Annotated in this window: 14 protein-coding genes and 1 pseudogene; 10 read left to right on the top strand and 5 right to left on the bottom strand. The window is 43.2% G+C overall.

Translation table 11 applies throughout. The features are described from left to right. The first annotated feature begins 105 nt into the window (after positions 1 to 105). A complete protein-coding gene (locus CW735_RS06835) occupies positions 106 to 3,684 on the top strand; it encodes a sodium:solute symporter family transporter (protein WP_071979365.1) in 3,579 nt (1,192 codons plus the stop codon). Positions 3,685 to 3,720: 36 nt separating this feature from the next. On the opposite strand, the gene CW735_RS06830 is transcribed toward CW735_RS06835, so the two are convergent. Continuing rightward, positions 3,721 to 5,247: a response regulator gene (locus CW735_RS06830; protein WP_232368384.1), complete on the bottom strand. Its 1,527-nt coding sequence runs from the start codon at positions 5,245 to 5,247 to the stop codon at positions 3,721 to 3,723. A 467-nt stretch (positions 5,248 to 5,714) separates the two neighbouring features. Then, entirely contained in the window at positions 5,715 to 6,944 is a 1,230-nt protein-coding gene (locus CW735_RS06825; protein ID WP_100971421.1) for an RNA-guided endonuclease InsQ/TnpB family protein, read from the bottom strand. A 38-nt stretch (positions 6,945 to 6,982) separates the two neighbouring features. On the opposite strand from CW735_RS06825, the gene tnpA reads away from it, so the two are divergent. Then, positions 6,983 to 7,381, top strand: a complete 399-nt coding sequence (tnpA, locus tag CW735_RS06820; protein ID WP_100971419.1) for an IS200/IS605 family transposase — start codon at positions 6,983 to 6,985, stop codon at positions 7,379 to 7,381. Between the two features lie 97 nt (positions 7,382 to 7,478). After that, entirely contained in the window at positions 7,479 to 8,753 is a 1,275-nt protein-coding gene (locus CW735_RS06815) for a capsular polysaccharide export protein, LipB/KpsS family (RefSeq protein ID WP_100971417.1), read from the top strand. A gap of 150 nt (positions 8,754 to 8,903) precedes the next feature. Here CW735_RS06815 and CW735_RS06810 read toward each other — a convergent pair whose 3' ends face one another. After that, positions 8,904 to 9,623 carry a hypothetical protein gene (locus tag CW735_RS06810; protein ID WP_100971415.1) on the bottom strand — a complete coding sequence of 240 codons (720 nt, stop codon included), beginning with the start codon at positions 9,621 to 9,623 and terminating at the stop codon, positions 8,904 to 8,906. Positions 9,624 to 9,894: 271 nt separating this feature from the next. On the opposite strand from CW735_RS06810, the gene CW735_RS06805 reads away from it, so the two are divergent. From CW735_RS06805 to CW735_RS06795, 3 genes are all read left to right on the top strand, one after another. Further along, complete coding sequence (locus CW735_RS06805; protein WP_100971413.1) at positions 9,895 to 10,551, top strand: hypothetical protein; 657 nt, start codon at positions 9,895 to 9,897, stop codon at positions 10,549 to 10,551. 80 nt (positions 10,552 to 10,631) lie between these two features. Continuing rightward, positions 10,632 to 12,029 (top strand): hypothetical protein, encoded by a 1,398-nt coding sequence (locus CW735_RS06800; protein WP_071979370.1) that lies wholly within the window; start codon positions 10,632 to 10,634, stop codon positions 12,027 to 12,029. Between the two features lie 144 nt (positions 12,030 to 12,173). Further along, positions 12,174 to 12,842, top strand: coding sequence for a glutathione S-transferase family protein (locus CW735_RS06795; protein WP_100971411.1), 669 nt, complete (start codon positions 12,174 to 12,176; stop codon positions 12,840 to 12,842). A gap of 157 nt (positions 12,843 to 12,999) precedes the next feature. Here the strand turns inward: CW735_RS06795 and CW735_RS06790 are convergent, their stop codons facing one another. After that, the gene (locus CW735_RS06790; protein ID WP_100971409.1) at positions 13,000 to 13,635 is read right to left on the bottom strand and encodes a response regulator transcription factor; all 636 of its coding nucleotides are present in this window, start codon (positions 13,633 to 13,635) and stop codon (positions 13,000 to 13,002) included. 138 nt (positions 13,636 to 13,773) lie between these two features. Then, a pseudogene (locus CW735_RS06785) lies at positions 13,774 to 16,099 on the bottom strand (TonB-dependent receptor). Positions 16,100 to 16,366: 267 nt separating this feature from the next. On the opposite strand from CW735_RS06785, the gene CW735_RS06780 reads away from it, so the two are divergent. The 4 genes from CW735_RS06780 (at position 16,367) to CW735_RS06765 (ending at position 20,896) form a co-directional block, all read left to right on the top strand. Then, entirely contained in the window at positions 16,367 to 17,665 is a 1,299-nt protein-coding gene (locus tag CW735_RS06780; RefSeq protein ID WP_100971407.1) for a GntP family permease, read from the top strand. Between the two features lie 155 nt (positions 17,666 to 17,820). After that, positions 17,821 to 19,059 (top strand): E22 family MetX-like putative esterase, encoded by a 1,239-nt coding sequence (locus CW735_RS06775; RefSeq protein ID WP_442857498.1) that lies wholly within the window; start codon positions 17,821 to 17,823, stop codon positions 19,057 to 19,059. A gap of 9 nt (positions 19,060 to 19,068) precedes the next feature. Then, complete coding sequence (locus tag CW735_RS06770) at positions 19,069 to 20,121, top strand: extracellular catalytic domain type 2 short-chain-length polyhydroxyalkanoate depolymerase (protein WP_100971405.1); 1,053 nt, start codon at positions 19,069 to 19,071, stop codon at positions 20,119 to 20,121. Continuing rightward, entirely contained in the window at positions 20,114 to 20,896 is a 783-nt protein-coding gene (locus tag CW735_RS06765) for a 3-hydroxybutyrate dehydrogenase (RefSeq protein ID WP_071979377.1), read from the top strand. The genes CW735_RS06770 and CW735_RS06765 overlap by 8 nt, the downstream gene beginning before the upstream one ends. Positions 20,897 to 20,911 lie beyond the last annotated feature (15 nt).

Below are 20,911 nucleotides of genomic sequence, written 5' to 3'. Positions count from 1 at the left end.
AAATAATTTTGACCTAACGCAATCGCTTACCATCTTGTGAAAATCACTGCTTCATGTTGTGAAAATCGTGTTAACGTAAGTGCGTGTATTTCATGAGGATCATTGATGCTGAGTATCTGGTCGATTGGCAGTATTGTTGCTGTTTATCTCTTCATTTTATTCGCGATTGGCTTTTGGGGAGAAAGATATCTAAAAGATAATCGCCAGCACCCAATTTTATATAGCTTGGGATTGGGCGTGCACTGTACGTCTTGGGCTTTTTTCGGCACCACCTCGCAAGCCGCTGAGTATGGATGGGCTATCGTTCCCACCTATATGGGCATTATCCTTACTATGGTATTTGCATTTCCGGTGGTATTACATATAAGCCGTCTTTGCCAGCAACATAATATTACCTCGCTTGCCGATCTGATTGGCATGAAGTACAAACATTCTCACCTTGTGGCAGCATTCGTTACCGTGCTTTGCTTTGTTGGTGTTATTCCCTATATCGCCTTGCAACTCGACGCAATTACCAAAAGCATTACTCTTATTACCCCAAATACATCAGAAACCAGCCAAAGCGTAAGCATGTATGTGGCGTTATTAATGGCGATATTCGCGATTATTTTTGGTACCCGAACACTCAACCTCACTGACAAGCACCCGGGCTTGTTAATGACTATTGCCTTTGAGTCGGTGTTTAAACTTGTCGCGCTGTGGTCTGTTGGCATTTTTGTCTGCTTTTTTATGTTCGATGGGGTGTTAGACCTTATTTCTAAAGCCTCTCAACATGAGCAAGCGCGAGAACTGATTTACGCCGATAGCGCCCCTCTTGTATACGTTACTCATGTATTACTTGGTGTGTGCTCTATGTTTGTTTTGCCACGACAGTTTCATATGAACTTTGTTGAACTGAATGGAGAAGGCGAACTTCGCACCGCTAGGTGGTTTTTCCCGGTTTACTTACTGGGCATGACAGTATTTCTTATTCCTTTGGCCTTGGCAGGAAAGATGTTGCTGCCACCGTCGGTTAACTCAGATACTTATGTACTGGCCCTCCCCCTTTTTGCCGAAAACACCGCGCTTTCTATCATTGCTTTTTTAGGTGGATTATCGGCAACCACCAGTATGGTTATTGTCGCCACGCTGGCCCTGGGCATTATGATTGCCAACAACTTAGTGACACCGCTGTGGATAAAAGCGCGTTTAAGAACAGAACCCAACCATACCCTTGAAACAACAAAGGTACTCGCCATACGCCGATTAACGGTATTGGTAGTTCTTTCAGTAGCGCTTTGGTATCACCTCAATGTGAGTCAAGCTGCTCCTCTTGTAAAAAGTGGCGTTATTGCTATTGCGCTTTTAGGGCAGTGCTTGCCGGTGCTCATGTTTGGGCTTTACTGGGAAAAGCGTTCAAAAGCCGCTGCGTTGGCGGGGCTCTTTTCGGGCTTTCTGTGTTGGTGCGCCCTGCTGTTATACCCAAGCGTGATGTCGAGCTATTACTTTAATGCGCCGCCTACCGATGCCCAGCTTGGCATTGGCTTTCTGATATCTCTTATCACCAATGCCGCCATTTATATGTTGGTATCATTTATTAGTTTTTTTGGTGATAAAAAGAGCGTTGTCGACAGCACCATAGATTTAGCTACATCTACCCCATACCTGACCATACGAGTAGGCGACTTAGTGTCGTTAACCCAGCGTGTTTTAGACTCGCAAACCCATAACACTCTGGTTAATCAACTCTCTGTTGACGTATCTCATCCTCAGGTAAATGGGTTAGCAAGCCATTCGCTTTTACAACGAGTAGAAAAACTTCTTGCCGCTCAGGTTGGAGGACCAAGTGCTAGAATTCTGCTGGGCGCCATTGCTGATAAGGGCACAGACTCATTGCCCGAGCTGGTAGATTGGGTGGAAGAAGCATCGCAGTCGTTCCAGTTTAATCACGAAGTTTTACAGTCGTCTGTACAAAACATAGAGCAAGGAATAAGCGTTCTCGATGAAAAGCTTCAGTTATTGGCATGGAACGAGCGCTATGTTGAGCTTTTCCGTTATCCGCGCGGATTTTTAAAAGTAGGAATGCCAATAAACGATATCTTGAAGTACAACGCCAAGCGTGGGCTGTTTGGTAACACTGACGGCAGCACTGGTCGTTTTGGTAATGAAATCAGTGGCGACAAGCAAATTAACATCAATAATGACATCGATAGCGAAATTGAAAAACGCATTCAATATATGCTTGAGGGGAGTCGCCATAAGTACATAAGAAAGCAGCATGACGGCAAGGTAATAGAATTAAACGGCGCGCCACTACCCGGTGGAGGATACGTTACCACTTACAGTGATATTACCGAATATATTGCGATCCAAAGCGCTTTGGAAAAATCGAAGTCTGAGTTAGAGCAACGGGTAGAACGCCGTACACAGGAGTTGCAAGACGCCAAACAACAAGCCGACGCAGCAAACGAGAGTAAAACCAAATTTCTTGCTGCTGCGGGACACGACCTTATGCAGCCTTTTAACGCTGCCACACTATTTGCCTCTATGCTGCAGAAAAAAACCAAAAACAGTGAGTTATCTGGGCTTTCTGAAGGGGTTGTTGACTCTTTAAATAATGCTCAAAGTCTGTTGTCGATGTTGTTAGATATGACGAAGCTTGATTCTGGCGTTTTAAAGCCAAATAAGGTCACTTTTGCCATCGACGATGTTTTAGCTTCACTGTGCAAAGAGTTTAGCCTTATCGCAAAAGAAAGAGGTATAACCCTCACGTACGTTAAAACAAGTTGCTGGACATACAGCGACAAACACCTGTTTAGACGTGTTGTGCAAAACTTGCTTTCTAATGCCATTCGTTACACTCAAACAGGCTCGGTTTTAGTTGGCGTGAGAAGAAAACAAGCGCTACCGGTATCACCATTATCTCAAGGTTCATTCTCGGGCGTATCGACTTCTAATGCTGATTGTGGACAGCCACTTATTACAGAGGCTAATTCTGGACAGTCACTTGCTACAAACTGTGGACAGTCACTCAATGTTTGCGTTTACGATACCGGCCCAGGTATTCCGCGGCACCAACAAGAAGAAATTTTTAGCGAATTCCACCAGCTAGAACACTCAAGTAATTCTCAGGGAATTGGCTTAGGTCTTACTATTGTAGATAGAATGTGCAAACTGCTTGGCCACAGCATTACTTTACAGTCAGAAATTCACAAAGGGAGCTGTTTTGCTATCACCGTCCCCAAGTTCAACGTTACCCATTCAAAAGCAGTAGAAGCTCTTAAAGAAGAAACACAGCCACAAAATGAACTCGCCTTTAATAGCAACCAAGCGTCACAGTTTCTTCACGGTAAACGGCTCCTACTTATAGAGAACGACGAACAAGTGACAGTGGCTATGCAGGCCCTGTTGGGCGATTGGGGCGGCGAGGTAATAACAGCTACAAACAAAATCGAAGCTTTAGCAGCCTGTGAAATGAAGCCCGATATTATTATAGCCGACTATCATCTCAACTTTGGAGAGACCGGTACTGACGTATTACACGCTATTGAATCTTTACCTTATGTTGCGCCATTACGCATATTAATTACCGCAAATAGAAGCCCAGAAGTACGAGATATTGCTGCAGACATGGATATTGCCTATTTACCAAAGCCGATAAAACCGAGCGCGTTAAAGCGATTAATAAAGCAAAGAGTCAACTAGCTCACTGATATGGCGGGTGTGGTTGCTGTTCCATAATTAGTTGCGATGATATAACGCCAACGTATTTTTTAACGAACCAATATCAATCGGTTTCGTGAGATAGTCATTCATGCCCGCATCGAAACATTTCTGTTTTTCACTATCCATCGCATTAGCCGTTAGTGCAACAATAGGAATTTGCCTAAGAGCTTCACCAGTATGACCTGCACGTATTCTACGAGTAGTTTCATAGCCATCGAGGTTTGGCATTTGGCAGTCCATGAAAATAAGGTCGAAGTGTGTAGAGTCAGACGCCTCCAGTATATCTATGGCCTCAAGGCCATCGTTCGCAGCGCCGACATTGACTCCCATATTTTCCAAAATCGCCAGCATTACTTCTTGGTTTATATCATTGTCTTCAACTAACAACACGGATAGGTTCATTACAGGTTGCAAGGCCTCAGGGTGTTCGTCTGAGTCTCCCGGTTCGGTTTGTTCCGCCGGTTTAAGCGGAATAGTAAACTTAAATATAGAGCCTTTACCCAACGTACTCTCTATGGCGATGTCCCCGCCCATGAGTTCACAAAGCTGCTTGGTAATGGCAAGCCCTAGCCCTGTACCGCCAAACTTTCGCGTGGTAGACGTATCGGCTTGTGAGAATGAGTCGAAAAGGCTGGGAATAGCAGAATCGCAAATTCCAATTCCGGTATCATGTATTTCAGTGCTAAAACGCAGCGTGTCATCAATACTCACCACATCGTATTTAATTGTAACGCCGCCGCGGTCAGTAAATTTAACAGCATTAGACAGTAAGTTATTGAACACTTGCTTCATACGATACGGGTCGCCGACTACATTCAGCTGTTTGGTGTTATTTGTAACCAAGTCAAGCTTTAATCCTTTGCTATCTGCTAAAACCTTTTGCTCCTGCACCAAATCAAAAATGAACTGCGTTATCTCAAACTCGACATTTTCTAGTCTTAACTCTCCCGCTTCAATTTTCGAAAAATCCAAGATGTCGTTAATAACAAATAACAACGAATCTGCGCTGCGTTTTGCTGTCGCTATAAACTGCTTCTGATCATCATTTAAATTCGTGCGACTGATAATTTCAATCATACCAATGATGCCGTTCATGGGTGTGCGTATCTCATGGCTCATGTTGGCAAGGAATGCACTCTTCGCTTCGTTCGCGGCTATGGCCTCTCGCTCATGGGCTACAGCGATATCTCTCTCTTGGAGTAATTCCGCCTGTTTACTTACCAGTGTTCGCCGGGCTAGGTGCGCAAACCAACTGAGCATTGTTCCCATAAATAATGCGAAGAAAAAGTGCATCATCATTGGCATATCGACAGCGAGATTAACGACAATCCACCCCAGCCAATTCAGTACTATCAAAAAGGCCCAGTGGGCACGATTTGAAAACACAATTCCAGAGGCGATAATTACCAAGAAGATATTGGTTGTTTGTTCTGGTAGTTGAGACAGCCACAAATGCAGAACACTATTGATAGTTCCGAACGCGAGAAGTATTAAAATCCAAAAGCTCTGACGGTCGGCAGAAATATGATCGGCTTTTCGCATCAAGACGAAACTTACAACCATGGTTAACGATGAAAGTGCAATGAGCGTCCATTTGAAGTCTTCACTCAACAAAAAAAGTGACTAAGTGATAACAATAGATATAGAAAGAAAAACGCAAAGGCGATAGGTTTTAAAGGCGCTTGAGAGTCACTTTTGACTCGTTTGTTTTTTGTAGACAAACTCATTTGAATTTCATTTTATTTCATAGCTCTCGTGATAATAATGTAAATAAATTGAAACCTGAATGCTTAATTAGGCTAACAAAAGGCTAAAGAATGTCTAAAAAACCTCTACGCTACCGCTGTAAAATACCTTCTTAAACATCACCCTCAACCATACTGCTTACTGCTTTTTTGTTTTAAGCTGCGATCTTTTATTCATCTGTCAATTTTTAGCAACATTCAGCGTTTGTGAACTACCCAGCGACATCGCTTCTGATCACTGGGCTTCTACAGTCTAGCTTTGAGCTAAGCTGCTTCTCTTTTCTCAGATCCACAATCCAACTTCGATAGCTCGAAGACTTTCATTTTAATGGAATATTTCTGCTGAGATGTAGGCTTTAAAACCTTTGCGACGATTCCCGCCGTAATTAAATCTAATTCACCTGTTCGAGCTATACTTTTAGCTGCTGAGAGGTCGCGGTTTTGATATGTTCCGCAAGACAAGCAGGTGAAATATCTATCGTTCAATGATAATACATGACGCTGACCGCATTCTGAGCAAATCCCAGTGGATTTTTCAAAGCGACCAATTTCGTGATAGAGCTTACCCTCAAGCTCGGCCTTATATTTTGAAAGCTGAGTGATTAACCCCATCACATTATCAACAACCATGCTGCCATTGAACTTTTGCATCGCTGCTACATTCAGATCTTCAAAACACGCTATATCAGTTTCATTGATTATCTGTCGTGATACTTTGTGCGCAAAGTCGAGTCTTTGCCTTGAGATTTTGCCGTGCAATTTATTGATGCGTTGTTTTGTTTTTTGCCAGCGATTTGAACCTTTGGTTCGGCGAGCAAGCTGGCGTTGCAATTGATTTAATTTCTCTTTTGAGTGTTTTAAAAATTTAGGGTTGTCGGCCACAAAACCGTTAGAACCTACCACCGTTTGTTTTGAGTTGATGTCAAAGCCAGTGAGCGTTTCCAATACTTGTTTAGCGGTTTTACACTCAACTTCCTGAGTGATACTGCACTCCCATTTTCCGTGACGATACTGGACAGTCACTGTTTTAATATTACTGACCAACTCACGATGCAAAACGATTGGCACTTTGCCAACTTTTGGGATGCTAATAGCACCATCTTCGATTCGAATGCAATTGGAGTTATTGACAGCTCGGAACGAGTCATTGTGAAGCTTCTTTTTCTTGTAGGATATTTTATGCTTTGGAAACCGCTGCAAACGACCTTTTGAAAACGCATTCTTCATCGCCGTTTCTAAGTCACGAGCGACTTGCTGGCCTGCCGCTGAATCAAACGCTTTAATCCACTCAAATTCCTCGAATGGCTTTATTTCCTTAAGGAGAGAAGCCATGTCTTTGTAAAACAGGAATGTTTTATCGTATTCATATCGACGCCTATTTTCAGACAACAACAGATTCCAAATGCCACGCGCTGTAGCGCCAAACTCAATGAGTTTAGCTTCTTGAACTGGCGTAGGATTTAGCCTGTAATTGTATCTGAGCGTCTTTTTCATATACTGTACAGACTACTGTATAAGAACGGATTGTCAAGATGGAATATGAGACTAAATCTCACTGTAAATATCTAATAGCACTTCATTTAATTCTGGTAGTTAAATACAGAAAACCTTTACTAAATGGAAGACTAGGTGAGTTTGTCAAGAAAACAGTTTTCGATGTTTCTCTATCTTCTGACTTTAGGATCGAAGAGGTTGAGATAGACAAGGATCACATTCATATGGTGATTACAATCGGCACTCGATATTCAGTAGGTCAGCACGCAAGGAGGATTAAACAAGTTACAACAATTAAAATCTGGAAATCATTTCCTTATCTCAAAAACCAATTTTGGAAAGAGAAAACATTTTGGTCTGATGGATACTTTGTGTGTTCTGTAGGAAATGCAAGTGCAGAGACAATACGAAAATATATTCAAGAGCAGGGGTTGTGACACCGATTCATCCCCGCGACATCACTTCGTTCTGATCACGGGGTTTTCTCGGTGAGCTTCGATAAAATACATATCAAATGCAACCTGCGACGTATTTATGACACCAAGTTCAGCCATTGAAAAAGACAATTTTGCAAAAATAGACGTTGAGAACGAAAGAGCCGCAATTGCTCAAACTGATACAGCAGATAGCAGAGAAGTTTGTGAAAGAGAGAATAAAAAATACGTTTTTATTGCAAGGGGAAGCTCTCATATAAAATACTTCAATGCCTTTGCTCAGCAAACTTCATTAGATGTGCAGGTAATAAAGATCAATAAACACCCCTTTCTACCCTCACATCTGATGGGTCTGAAACAAGTAAAAAATATTGATATTGATAAGCTTCTAGAGGCTTATTTAGCGAAGAAGGCTTCAAAGTACAACGCAATATCGCACACTTTTCTGTGGACATTTTATCGACACGCGATGCGCACCATTCTTAAATTAGACATAGTTAAAAGTATTAGCCTAATACGTAACGCAAATGCCGACGTAGTAGGCGTATGGAATGGTCAAAAATTGCCAAGCTCATCCATTGCTGAGGCCGCAAAGGCATTAGGCAAAGAAGTTGTTTACTTTGAAAACGGTTTGCTGCCCAATTCAACAACATGTGATTGGTCTGGCGTTAATTGTAAAAACTCTCTGCCCAAAAGTGGGGAGTTTTATCGTAAATACTACAGTGAGGCCCCTCTGCCTAATAAGTTGATATCAAGAAAGCCCATCGCTAAAAAAGCCAGTGGCGCACGCGAACACTCGCTACCCGAGCAGTATGTTTTTGTTCCTTTTCAAGTAGAGACAGACAGCCAGATAATATCCAACTCGCCGTGGATAAAAACTATGAGGCAGCTGTTTGAGTATCTTGTTACAGCAATCGAAAAGGTTAATAACCCACATTTGCATATTGTAATCAAAGAGCATCCATCAGAAAAAAAGCGACACGATGATTTACACGGTATACACCCACGAATTGTGTTTGCGAATCAGTGGGAAACTCAAAAATTGATAGAAAAATCTCAAGCGGTATTAACCATTAATTCAACGGTAGGCATTGAATCATTGTTACTGAATAAGCCGGTTATGACCATGGGCAATGCATGCTATGGATTGGACGGTGTCAGTCTGCCCATTCATTCTGAAGGCAGCTTACTTGAAGCGCTCAATCAGCTTGAGCGTTGCCAAGGGAACCCAGAAATAACCAAGGGATTTTTGCATTTTCTTAACGAGCACTATGCAATTCCAACGGCTTGGAACAATATGGATGAGAGGCACGTAGAGGCACTAAATAAACGCCTAACGAAACAAGATTTACTGTCGAAGATTGCGAGCGCCTGATATTTTGCACTTTGTACGTCTGCACACGTTTGGCGGCAGCACGCGCTTGGAACTAGCCTTCTATCGAAGAAAGCCTACTACTGAAGAAAGCACGCTCTTGATGTTAACGCGCTCTTCAATAGAGTGCATGATATGGAGATGAGCCTGCTGTTATTGACCAAATGTACTGCTGCCAGTGTTGTCGTTACCCAGCTTGCTTCTGTCTTCAGCATTATCGCTTTTTCGACTATCAATGTTATCGCCAAGCAACAAGTCAATAGCTTTCTGCTCATGCTCAGTGAATGCGGTTTTAAAGTTATCACTATGAACCGGAATAGCTTTTCGCATAGGCGGCGCAATACGCTCGTTTGCTCTTTCTAACTGTTGAGTAAACTCTTTTATGGATATGCGATTGTAAGTATAAACCCCCTCTTTTTTACTCCCCACTGAAGGCGTTAGCAGGTCATCATGTTCCAATAAAAAAGCATGCTTAAACACTGCCTGCGACTTTGTAAAACAATGCGTTTTACTGCGCAGAAGCGCAGCCTCGGGCAGAGCTTTAATTCGAACACTATCTTGGCTTTTTTGCCATGTCACGCCGCAAACGCTTACCACATAAGCATCATCTTGTTCTGCCACCGTCGCTCTCGCAAGCGGTGAGCCTGCTGGCATGGCATCAAGAGCGTTAATCACATCGGGAAGTTCGTTAAGCGAAAGCTTTTCTAACGTCATTACACCGCTATTTGAAGTGTAGGTAAGCTTCACCGTGTTTTCTAAATAATATACTTGGCCGGTGTCCTGCCAAATAGACACAGCCTGCTCTTCTTTCTGCTTTATAAGCGCAGGCTTATTCGATCTAGTCTTTAAGCGCTTTATTATATTGGATAACACAATTTACACTTCACATTATGTATTGGCTTTTGTTAATTGTTTTATCTACGCAAAGCTGGGCATAGCGGATTAACTCTTTACTCCAATCTCGCTTGAGAGAGTTTCAGCTAACTTTCCCCCTTTGATGTCAACAAAGGTGTACGTAATCGATAGCGGAGTAAGAATTGTTATCTTTGTTACCTAAGGTTAGTATCTCAGCTGAAGCCACTCGAGGACCGAGTAAAAGGTTAATACCTAATAATTATTTCAAATATGACAAAGGACTAAATCATTGCGCTTGCTCTTCATCGCGTTACTTGCCAGTGCCCTACTTGCATGCAGCGACCCAAAAGAACTAAGTGAATCTGAACGAAGATTCAATAGGGCAACAGCACAACACTCTGAGCAAGTTCAAGAAGCGCGAATATTGCTAAACGAAAAACTAACCGGTGATTTTCTATCAGACATTAATGCACTGATTTATGTAAAGGAAAAACTCAATAGCGCTGAATCTGTTTTTGTTAAAGCCAAAATAGTTGGAATGAGTTCACCCGAAGCGGAAAAACTCAAAGCACAATTGAGAAAATATGAATTGGAAGCAGCAAAAACTTCTCTCTCGCTGTTACGTACCGCCTTTCGAGCAACAATAGACTTTCAAAAAAGTGTACACGATATGCCTTTGGCGCCAGTCAGCGGTGCATCGCTTGGCAGTAGCTCTATGATTGATTACATGGGAAAGCAATTTAATAGCTCACTTGAAAGTTGCTGCTTAAGCCATCTTAAAAATATCGAGATTTTTATGCGAGGTGCGAAAGGCGACATTTTTTACACGCTGCGAAAGCGTATTATTAATGTAGAAAGCGATTTAACACGAGTCCTCTCAGACGACGAATATCAGAGAAAATACAAACAAACTTTGTTGGATATTGAGAAAGAACTATCGAAATAATGCGCCCGTTTTTAGCGAAGCACAAAATAGTAATCGTTAACAAACGATAGTAACAAGGTTAAGCAATAGGGATAGCAACGATGAAGGCATTGAAGAAGTTAACATTAAGCACGCTTTTAATGAGTTTAACACTTCCTTTGTACAGTTATGGTGAAGAGGTTGCTAATGCCATTCCTATTTCAAACGATTTTCCAGACTGCGATTTTGAAACGATTGAAGAGATTTCGTTAAGCGATAGCAGAAACGAATTGTCTGCTTTAAAAAAGACTGCCAGCGACGTTGCTAAAAAGCGGGGAGCGAGTCAGATTGTACTGCTTTCAAAACTATCATCCCCTACTTCCCCGTCTGAATCTTCTGAGAATAGCGATAAAATTTCAGGCGCAGCTTTGATTAGTGGCTGTAAGAAAGAGCCGCTAGCAAAAATTGGAGTTGAGAGAAATCGTTTATTAGGCACGACAAAACTCAGCATGTCATACGAGTACAAAACGGTTATTAAAGGTCGTGATATGACTTTTGATTTTGCTGAAATAGCACAAAGTGGAAAAAAGCAGATACAGGCTCCCGCTCTGGCTAACACCACTGTGTCTTTTGAAAATGGTGTTTTTGGCTTAAAAGTAGGTGACGATTTATCGGTACTTTTTGAAAAATTAGGTACTCCCACTGCCGAACTGATACTGAATAAACAGGATACGTTATACGCTTTTGGACGAAATCTGTGGGTGGTAATGCGCAACAATAGCGTTTTTTCCATCAGTAGCGAAAACGCATGGTTATCTGCTGGGCTGATAAACTATTTTGAATTTGATGATAGGCCACTTTCGTCTTGGCAAGTTAATGGAAGTGTAAGCCGAGGCCACGGCTTGAAGGCGATTGAGGAGCAACTTAATGGCAAGTTGATTGACGAATATGTCTATCAAATTAAATCAGAGAATATGGTCTTTATTGATATAGGGTTAACACTGCACGTTGAAAATAATGACACTCACTACGTTGCAAAGAGTTTTAGCTATGGCTATGGCTATGAAGCAATCAAAATAGATCCTGAAATTATACAGTCGGCGCCAGAGATATATTCTAGGACCTACGCTGATTTAACACAGGCCTCTGAAACGCTAGACCCAATATCCATGGAGCAAATCCCCTTTAAACCTATACTTGCATCAAGAGGTTACGAGGGCAAAACGCTGCATGTTTACGATAAAAGCTTAGCTATAGTGTATTCCAATAAAATGCTGAGAAAAGTGCTTATTAGCGAATCGTTTCTCAAAGACGCAGCGCTAAATATCGATTGGGAATTTGGGCCTTTACGCTACGGCCTGAGTGAAGAAGACGTGAAAAAAATCTTTGGCGAAGAGAACATTTTTGCATTGGGTGACTATTGGGAAGTGTATGTCGACAACCTCAAATATGACCTTTATTTTGCCAAAAACAAACAAGGCACGACAATACTTAGCGAACTTGAGATCGAGATGTTTTAAGCCTGTAAACCAAGTGTTTTGATATTTTGAAGTGAATACGCCCCGCCTCACCACTACTTTTGATAGTCAACTATCAATAAATATATGTTGCACATGAGTGGATAAACTAGGAGTGTAATGACACTTTTTTTGGGAGGGTGAAACATGCTTAAACTGTACGGCTTTGATGTAAGTAACTATTACAACATGATTAAACTGGCACTGGCATTAAAAGGGATAGATTACGAACCGGTAATGACATATCCCAACCAAACGCCAGAATATTTAGCTATCAGTCCAACAGGCAAAGTGCCTGCGTTACAAACTGAGCATGGGGTGCTAGTAGAGACCAACGTTATTTTAGAGTATCTCGATGAAGTTGCGCCTGAAAAACCTCTGTATCCAACCAATCCCTTTGAGCGGGCACAGGTTAAAGAGCTCGTGAAGTTAATTGAATTGTATATTGAATTACCTGCAAGGCGCTGTCATACCGAAGCTTTTTGGGGCGTTCCGGTAGATGACCTCACGAAAAAAGAAGTCAAGCGCGCGTTGTTTAATGGTGCCCAAGCATTGGCTCGAGCCGCAGAGTTTTCTCCCTATGTAGCAGGCGATAGCTTAACGGCAGCAGACATCATGCTGTTGTATACAATGGATCTTGCCGTGCCCGTAGCAAAAAAATTGTTTGATGTTGATTTGTACGAGCACGCTCTGGGAAGTAAAGCACTTATAGCGCAGCTTAAAGAAATGCCAGAAGTCCAACAAATCGAAAAAGACAAACGAGCAGCAGCCCCTGCATTTAATGCTTATTTGAAAAAAGCGTTTAGCGGCAAGTAAAACTTTGCAACTAGAATAAACATTAGCAGACTGCGTGGAAACCGTTTTTTAAGCTGTTTTCTTAAGATATATTTCCTGAGACATATTTCCTGAGACATGTTTCCTGAGACATAGCTACGTGATACTGAATGGCTATGGGCTAGCCGCTATTGATTTATTACTCTGTTCGCATAGCGTTTTTAAACGCAATACCCGCTTTGGTTCTATTTATCACACCCAGTTTTTTTAACACCGCAGAGACGTGCTGTTTTACGGTCGATTCTGAAATAGCTAATTCGTAAGCAATTTGTTTATTCAACAAGCCATCTGCCACCATTCTCAACACTTTTAATTGATGGGGCGTAAGCTGGCTCAATCGAGCGCCAAAGTCATCTAGGGAGTCGTTACCGTCTGCTGACAAATCAATATGGGCGGGCAGCCATGTCTCACCCTCAAGCACCGTATTTACAGCGTCTACAATACAATCTACCGAAGCGGACTTAGGTATAAAACCACTTGCCCCTAGCGCAAGCGCACGTTGCACAATACCGGGCGAGTCTTGCGCCGTAACTATCACCACCAGCACGTCTGGGTACTCGGCTCGAACTTCAGACAGCCCATTAAGGCCCTCACTTCCAGGCATACCTAAATCCAAAAACACCACATCAATAGTGGTATCTTGCGCCAACATATTCATTGTCTCTGGAAACGTCGACGCTTCAACAAGCTCTGCGCCGCTGCCGCTGGAGAGTGCATGGCACATTGCTGCTCGAAATAATGGGTGATCATCTGCAATCAAAATACGTGTAGGCACAAGTCATCCCTTTGCTACTGCTTCATTAACACCATAATAACATGACATAAACACGACACCATGTACTTAATTAATAACCACAAAAAACCACCCGAATAGTGGGTGGCTTTTATCGTAAAGGCGTCGACTTATTTTTTGTTAGAAACGATACCCAAGAGTTAGATGAACGGTTCTCGGGTCGCCATAATAACCAATTAGCGTCGTGTCGCCTCCTAGCCCGGGACCGAAGTTTCCGTCATCGTCGCGGGTAACAAAGTCATATCCCCCAGTTAAATACTCTTCGTCGGTGAGGTTTTTCACATGTATACCGCCGTACCAATCGCCTTCTACACTTTCCCAACGCGCACTTAGGTTAACCATGCCGTAGGCGTCTTGTTGAATAAGGTCGCTGGTTTCGAAAAGTAAATAGTCATCACGGAAGTAGTAATTTGCGTTAAACGTAATGTCGCCAAAGCTCGTCTCTAAGAAGTAGCTAGCGTTAAAATTAAAGGTATTCTCTGGTGTACTTGCCAAACCAATAAGCGGAGGAATAGCGTTATTTTCTTTAATTTCAAAGTCGATGTAGCCATATGCTGCGTCAAACTGCAGGTTTTCTGACGCAATCCAGGTCATCTCTAATTCAGCACCTTTCGCAGCTGTTTCCGCTGCATTGCGAAGTCGCTGATCAAGCGCTGTGGGGTCAGACAAATCACCTTCTACACCAATATATTGTCTGTCTTTATGGTCATATGAGAACAAGGTCACATTTAGGCGCAATGTATCACTTAAGTCGCTTTTCATCCCCAATTCGAAACTATCAACCACTTCTGGGTTTACACCTGGCTCGTTAATTTGTGCACGAGGATTAAACGTTCCTGATTTAAAGCCCTGAGAGTAACTGGCGAAAAACATCATGCTTTCGTCCATTTGATATTCAACGCCAACCCTAGGCGTAAATCTCGACCAGCTTTGCACTGCAGGTGCATCTAAAACGCCGTCGCCATCGGTATCAGTACCTAACACCTGAGGAACCAGTTGCCCTTCTGGACGCACATAGCCGTCAATCCAATCTGAGTAAGGGTATACGTTGTCAAACACCAATCCATTATTTACAAAGGCTGTTTTTTCTTCGTCTGTGTATCTCGCACCAAAAGGAGAGCGAGAGTTTATCGCTCACGTTATAATTAAGTTGAGCATAAGCTGCATAGCTCTCTGAATTGTTGCACCCAGTTACCTCACGGGTGAGTCCGGGTGCGCCCAGAGACTGCCCCAGCACGCCTAAAATGGCATCGAAATTACCGCAGCTTTCGCCATCGTAAAAATAAAGACCTGAGACTATATCGAAATCAGCGCCCATGTAGTTGGCTTGCAGTTCATGGGTCGTATTATTGTCATCATACTCCGCAGGCACATCGAAAATGGGCAGTGGTGTATTATCGAAATCGATGTTGGTGGGTGAATAACTCTCGCGATACGAGCCAATGTATTTAAGCTCTAAATGTTCATTTACGTTGTAGCGTGCTAACCAGTTATAGCCTTCTAATTCAACCTTGTTCCATGTTGGCAAGCTCGTGTATGAGTCAAATTTTGAATCGGGAACAGGCGCATCGGTTAACAAGCTAGGCAATAAGCGATAACCACCGCGGGCATTAGACGTATCTTCGGTTTTGTCCCAACCAAAGCGGAAGAACAAATCTTCGCTGGCGTGAACTTCCAGCGACAATCTAGCGGCCCATAAATCTTTGTTGTAGTTTTCTTTATCTTGATTAGGCAGAGCGCTGAGTAAGTACTCGCCGAATCCGTCACGATTTAAGTTAGCGTAGCCCACCCCTAAATATACGGTATCTTCAACAAGAGGCACTTGGCCAATTAACCTAATATCACGCTGATTGTAACTACCTACCGTAGCCTCAACATTCATCTCTGTGTCGCCACTCATTTCTTTCGTGACGTATTTCACGGCACCACCAATGGTGTTCTTGCCGTAGAGCGTGCCTTGCGGCCCACGTAATACTTCAATACGTTGCACGTTAAGTAAGTCAAGCACTGCACCTTGTGGCCGCGCAATATAGACATCGTCTACATAAATCCCTACGCCAGGCTCATAGCCCCATAGCGGATCTTGTTGTCCTAAACCGCGGATAAAAGCGGTAAGCGTATTGTTGGTTCCTCGGCTGGTTTGCAAGGTTGTATTTGGTGAAAATTGCTGAAGTTCAGTTAAAACGCTAATGCCTTTCTCGCCAAGCTCTACAGCGCCAACCGAGGTGATTGCCACCGGAGTTTCTTGAAGCGACTCTACGGTTCTACGCGCAGTAACTTCGATGCGCTCTAACTTGCCTTTTTCTTTTTCTGCATTCTCGTTTGTATTGTTTTGCTGCGCCCAAGCAGGAGCTGCGCATAAACCTGCAGCAACCGCAATCGCGCAAAGACTGTGACGAGTGACTGCGCTTGGCGCATGACGCTTGGTGTGTGTAGTAAGTGACATAGTAAGTCCTTTATTGTTTTAAGTGTTGTTCACTGCTTGATGTATTGCCTACGGTCACGAATTACTTTAGTTAATTAATTGTTAACAGTATGTAGTACCATCGTACTATGGGCTTTTTGCCAAAGTAACGTCAAACTTTATGTGTAATTTGAACACGTTAGATTTGTTGACAATAAACTTGCGCAAAAGCAAGTCGGTTAGTGAATCTGCAATCGACTTAACTGCTTTGGAATATCTGCGGTCACAGATTTTTAAAGGAAAATAACTATGTTAAGTATGATTGGCTTGGTAGGCGGGCTTCTGCTACTTATTGTATTAACAATTCGTGGGATGAACCTGTTTATCGCCGCCCCTTTGTGTGCCCTTGTGGTTGCGCTAACCAATAACATCGCGGTTTTTACCGGTGATGTAAACTTTGTAGAAACCTACATGAGTGGTTTCTCAGGTTTCATTGCGTCTTGGTTTTTTATGTTTTTGCTGGGAGCGCTTTTTGGCAAATTCATGGAAGATACAGGGGCCGCTGATTCGGTATCTCGATGGATAATCTCGAAAATTGGCTACAAACAAGCAGTACTCGCCGTAGTGTTAGCATGCGCTATTTTGACTTATGGCGGTGTGAGCGTGTTCGTCGTAGCGTTTTCCGTTTATCCCATGGCGGTAAGCTTATTTAAAGATGCCAACCTTCCGAGACGGTTTATTCCCGCAGCGATGGCCTTTGGCTCGGTAACTTTTACCATGACATCGGCTGGCTCTCCGGAAATTCAAAATTGGATCCCAATTAAATATCTGGGTACGTCTCCTTTTGCTGCTTGGGAAGTGAGCTTAGTTGTTGCCATTTTAATGGCTATTTTTGGCTACTGGTGGCTAGCAAAAATGATTCGAAAAGCCGTGAACAACGGTGAGGTTTTCGTGGCAAGAGATACCGATCCGGAAATTCGGGAACGAGATTTACCCCATCCCTTTACCGGAATTCTGCCGTTAGTCGTGGTGTTAGTTATCTCGTTCTTATTTCACGAGGAACTAGCACAGCTAGCACTGATTTTAGCGCTTGGCGGTGGCGTATTGTGTTTACTGGCGATTAACTTTAAATACTTCCATAGTTTGTCGATGGCTATAAACGCCGGCACAACAGGTGCACTTATTGCCATCGGCAATACTGCCGCGGTGGTTGGCTTTGGTTCGATTGCAAAAAATACCGACGCGTTTCAGCAAACCGTGGCGCTAATGACTCAAATCCCTGGTAATGAGTTAATTGGAGCGGCCATTGCTGTTAGCGTTATTGCGGGGTTAACAGGAAGTGCATCTGGCGGACAGGCCATCGCCCTCCCCCTTGTTGCACCTCACTATTTAGACCAAGGTGTTGAGCCAGAGCAGCTGCACCGAATTGTCTCTATTTCTTCAGGCGCGTTAGATTCATTGCCACACAATGGGTACGTGGTCACTACCATTAGGGCAATATGTCACGAAACCCATCAGGCTGCTTACTGGTCAGTGGGGGCATTGACGGTAGTAGTGCCACTAATTGGTTTGGCGGTGGCAATTGGTCTATTTAGTATTTTTAGTTAAAACTCCCTAAGAAGCAAAAATAGATGCCAAAAATGTCAGCCGAAAGAATTGAATGAGATAAAAGGATATTAACGATGAATTGTGTCTCTTGTAGACTCCAACAGCTTATGTCTGGTTGTAGAACTGTGCTTCTACATCGCAAAGCGGGAAGAACGTTGACAGTGAAGCCGGCTATTTTGCCTGGGCTCGCGTTTGTTTCAGTCGCAGTATTGCTTTTCTCAAGCCCAACGTTGGCAACAGAAAACGCTGAGGTGCATAACCAACAAGAGAGCGAAACCTTACTTGTTGAAAAACAGATCTTTCGCATGGACAGCTTTACAACCTTTGGTGGAAAAACCATTGAGGATGTAAAAGTAGGCTGGGAAGCCTACGGCACGCTTAGTGAGAACAAAGATAATGTTATTCTTATAACGCATTATTTTTCAGGCTCATCCCACGCTGCCGGAAAATACAGTAAGAGTGACGCGGCGCCTGGCTATTGGGATAGTATTATCGGGCCAGGAAAAGCGATTGATACCAACCACTATTATGTAATTAGTGCTGACACTTTAGTGAATTTGAATGCCTACGACGACAACGTGGTCACCACCGGTCCGGCTTCAATAAATCCATCGACCGGAAAACCTTACGGGCTCGACTTTCCTGTAGTGACCATTCGAGACTTTGTTAACGTGCAAAAAGCTCTGCTTGAAAGTTTAGGCATTTCGAAACTTCATGCCGTTGTAGGCCCGTCAATGGGCGCGATGCAGGCTATCGACTGGGCAAGTGCTTATCCTAACTGGGTACCTAGAATGGTGTCGGTCATCGGCGCAGGTGAAAGCGATGCTTGGACAACTGCCGCACTGGAACACTGGGCAAATCCGATAAGGCTTGATAGTAACTGGAAGAACGGTAACTATTCGCCAGACAAGCCACCCTCTGACGGGTTAACCGCTTCTTTGATGTTGATAACGCAAAATGCATTAACCCCTGAATTTTTTAACGCACAGGGAAACATGCTAGGATTCAATAACTTAGAGTCTAAACCATTGGCGAGTATTAACAATCATCATTCTATTACCACTTGGCTGCAGCAACGCGCTGCGGCTCGCAGTGCAAAAATGGATGCCAACCACTTACTCTATCTTGTAAGAGCATGCCAACTGTTTGTCGCGGGGCATCAAAACAATTTAGAAGCAGGTGTTGATACAATAAAAGCAAAAACGTTATTTATTCCGGCAGATTCAGATTTATTACTTATGCCCTATTTAGCTCAAGATGTGCACAAGAAGCTAGAAGCACGTGAAATGCCCAGTGATTACACAGAACTCAAGGGCTCGTTAGGTCATTTGGAAGGTGTAGCAAACATATCAAAACAGGCAGTCGCTATTCGCCAATTTTTGGAAAATGAGTAAAGGATACTTATGAAAAAAAACATGTTTATCAAAGCTGCTGTTATAAGTGGCCTGTGTTTTTCAGCTTCTTTATACGGGCAAAGCTCTAAAGAGGCAGTGCCGGTATTAAATTTAGATTTAACCGAGGTCACCGTATCCGGGCTTTCATCCGGTGGCTACATGGCCACGCAGTTTCAGCTAGCGCATAGCGATTGGGTGAAAGGTGTTGGCGTTTTGGCAGCCGGGCCTTATTTCTGCGCAAAAGGCGATATAACAACCGCTTTAGCTCAGTGTGTTAATAAAACAGATACGCAGCCCAACGTAGAAGAGTTGACTAAACAAGCCTCAGATTATGCAAAGAAAGGAAAAATTGCCGCATTAAGCAACATGAAAGACGCCAAAGTGTGGTTATTCCATGGAACATTAGATACTCGAATAGCCTCTGAAGTAAGCGATGCCTTATTCGAACAATACAAAATGTGGACAGACACTCAACATATCAAATATGTCAATGATATGTCGGTTGCACACCTATTCCCGACGAAAAGCAGTGGTACCGATTGCACTACCTCAGAAAGCCCCTTTATTGGTAATTGCGACTATGATGCGGCTGGCGACATGCTAAACCATTTGGTTGATGACCTAGCAGCGCCCGATGACACACTATCAGGTGAATTGCACACAATAAGCCAGAAAGACATTGCTGGTAGCAATGCAAAAACTTTGGCCAGTGAGGGGTTTGTTTACGTGCCAGAGAACTGTGCGAGTGGCGAAACCTGTCGCGCTCACATTAGCTTTCACGGGTGTAATCAATATGCAGATGCGGTGGGCGATGCTTACGCGACCCAAACAGGATTGAACCGCTGGGCCGACGATAACAATATGGTTGTCTTATATCCGCAAACTAAAAAATCCTTGTTTATGCCGCTTAACCCACAGGGTTGTTGGGATTGGTGGGGATATGCCTCGCCAGATTATGCCAATCGCGATGGCTATCAAATTAAGGCAGTTAGTGACTTGCTGAAGTCTTTACACACTTCGAATCAGGCAGAGATTACCGCAAAGGACGCCAACAATGAATAAACGTACGGTATTTATAACTGGTGGAGCAAGCGGTATTGGTTTAGGGATTGCCGAGTCATTGGTTAAACAAGGACACCACGTTATTGTGGCAGATATTAACGAAAATGCTGCTCAGGAAACTGCAGCTATGCTTGCAAGTCAATTTGGCAGTATGAACGATGGCAACGCCAGCGCTGTAGCTGTAGATGTTTGCGATGCAAGCCAAGTTGCATCGCTACCTGAGGTTTTAGGCAAGTTAACCGTCGATGTTCTTATCAACAACGCGGGTATTCAGCATGTCTCAAAGCTAGAAGACTTTCCAGCAGAAAAATGGCAACAACTGATCAACATTATGCTTGTTGGCCCAGCGCTTACAACGCAAGCGTTTTTGCCAGCAATGAAAGCGCAAAACTTTGGTCGAATTATCAATGTTGGTTCCATCCACTCTCTTGTTGCTTCGCCTTTTAAATCGGCTTATGTAGCCGCAAAACACGGCCTATTGGGCTTAGCAAAAACAGTTGCCCTTGAAACCGGCGAGTTTGATATCACCATTAACACTCTCTGCCCTGCTTATGTAAAGACACCCTTGGTAGAACAACAAATTTCAGCACAGGCCAGAGAGAACAACATGACTGAAGAAGACGTTGTGAAAAAAATTATGCTTGAACCCATGCCTAAAAAACAATTTATAGAAGTGCAGGAGTTGGCCGATACTGCTGCGTTTTTAATGACTGGCAGTGCGAAAAACATCACGGGTCAAGCAATTACCTTAGATGGGGGCTGGACGGCAAGGTAAAACTTCCCTTTTACA

Origin of the sequence: Alteromonas sp. MB-3u-76 (assembly GCF_002831605.1) — a bacterium.
GTDB classification, from domain to species: domain Bacteria; phylum Pseudomonadota; class Gammaproteobacteria; order Enterobacterales; family Alteromonadaceae; genus Alteromonas; species Alteromonas hispanica.
This window is presented reverse-complemented; position numbering and strand designations above follow the sequence as displayed.

What these genes read in the sequence shown, in the direction of transcription:
- CW735_RS06800 (WP_071979370.1), top strand. Translation starts at nt 10,632, where the DNA reads ATGAAGGCATTGAAGAAGTTAACATTAAGCACGCTTTTAATGAGTTTA.
- CW735_RS06830 (WP_232368384.1), bottom strand. Translation starts at nt 5,247, where the DNA reads ATGCGAAAAGCCGATCATATTTCTGCCGACCGTCAGAGCTTTTGGATT.
- CW735_RS06795 (WP_100971411.1), top strand. Translation starts at nt 12,174, where the DNA reads ATGCTTAAACTGTACGGCTTTGATGTAAGTAACTATTACAACATGATT.
- CW735_RS06765 (WP_071979377.1), top strand. Translation starts at nt 20,114, where the DNA reads ATGAATAAACGTACGGTATTTATAACTGGTGGAGCAAGCGGTATTGGT.
- CW735_RS06815 (WP_100971417.1), top strand. Translation starts at nt 7,479, where the DNA reads ATGACACCAAGTTCAGCCATTGAAAAAGACAATTTTGCAAAAATAGAC.
- CW735_RS06780 (WP_100971407.1), top strand. Translation starts at nt 16,367, where the DNA reads ATGTTAAGTATGATTGGCTTGGTAGGCGGGCTTCTGCTACTTATTGTA.
- tnpA (WP_100971419.1), top strand. Translation starts at nt 6,983, where the DNA reads ATGGAATATGAGACTAAATCTCACTGTAAATATCTAATAGCACTTCAT.
- CW735_RS06770 (WP_100971405.1), top strand. Translation starts at nt 19,069, where the DNA reads ATGAAAAAAAACATGTTTATCAAAGCTGCTGTTATAAGTGGCCTGTGT.
- CW735_RS06825 (WP_100971421.1), bottom strand. Translation starts at nt 6,944, where the DNA reads ATGAAAAAGACGCTCAGATACAATTACAGGCTAAATCCTACGCCAGTT.
- CW735_RS06835 (WP_071979365.1), top strand. Translation starts at nt 106, where the DNA reads ATGCTGAGTATCTGGTCGATTGGCAGTATTGTTGCTGTTTATCTCTTC.